Genomic DNA, 1,215 nt, shown 5'->3' with positions numbered 1-1,215 from the left:
GTGAAGGGCCCGGCCTCCCGAGCAGTGGGAGGCCGGGCCCTTCGGCTCCGGTGCGGGCCGCCGGTGTCAGCGACGGACGGCGGGCCGCAGGGTGGTGGGGGCGCCGTAGTGGCCGTCCGAGGCGCCGCCGACCTCGATCTCCACCGGCTTGGTGGAACCGGTCCGCTTCAGGCCGACCCGGAAGGTGTACTCGGCCGGGTTGCCCATCATCACGCCGGTCAGCTGGGCCGGCGCCACCCCGATCCGCCCGTTGCAGTCCTCGGTCGCCTCGAAGGACTTCCACTCGCCGCCAACCTTCGCCTCGATCGTGACGTCCTCCCCGGTCAGGCCCTCGCTCGCGGGCACGGACAGGTACACCGCCGGGCGCAGCAGGCCGGGGCCGTCGGGCGAGGAGACCTTGAAGGAGAACTCGGTCGGGGTCCCGCCGACGACCAGCGGGGTCGGCTTGGAGACCGAGTTCACCACCGGGCGGTGCGAGTCGACGACGGACGTGGTCACCACGCCCTTGGTCAGCACCTTGTAGGTGGACGGCACCACGGCGTCCGCCTCGACGTACAGCTTGCCCGGCTGGTTGCCCGCGTCGAGCACCATCCGGTACTCGACCGTCCGGCTCTCGCCGGCGGCCAGCTCGAAGGCCGCGTCGTTGCCCGTACCCGCGTAGTCCATGCCGCCGCCCTGGCTCAGCGCGGGCATGGCCTTCCAGCCGGTGGCGTCCTTGCGCTCCAGGGTGCCCTGCGCCATCGAGAGCACCCGCCGGCACTCCGCGCCCTCGAACTGCTGGGTGGCCACCACCGGCGCCACCGCGCGGATGCCCGAGGCGTCGTTGTTCTTCCAGGTCACCGAGAAGGAGACCTGGTCGCCCACCTGGATCTTCTGGCCCGCGCGCAGGCCGTTGAAGGTGATCCCGATGCCGCCGGCGGGCTTGGCCGGGGCGGGCGCGGCCGGGGCCTTCGCGGCGGTCTTGGCCTCGGTCTTGGCGGCCACGGGCGCGGCCGGAGCGGCGGCCGGGGCGGCGTTGGTCAGGGCGGGGGTGGTCGGCGCGGCCTCGGTGGTCGGCGCGGCCGGGGCGGGGACGGTCGGGACGGCGCCCGCGCCGGGGGTGGCCGACGAGGTGACGGCCGGGGTGGAGGCGGGAGCGGAGGCGGCGACGGACGCCTCGCCGTTCGTCGGGCCGCAGGCCGCGATCCCCACGGCGGTGACGACGGCCAGCGGGAC

At 75.1% G+C, this 1,215-nt stretch carries 1 pseudogene; it reads right to left on the bottom strand.

The features are described 5' to 3' along the window. Positions 1-66 precede the first annotated feature (66 nt). Positions 67-1,215: pseudogene (locus tag ACFRQN_RS40870) on the bottom strand (hypothetical protein); the annotation flags it as partial.

The organism is Kitasatospora sp. NPDC056800, from assembly GCF_042789775.1.
GTDB lineage: Bacteria > Actinomycetota > Actinomycetes > Streptomycetales > Streptomycetaceae > Kitasatospora.
The sequence above is the reverse complement of the archived record's forward strand: the minus strand, read 5'-3'. Positions and strand labels throughout refer to the sequence as shown.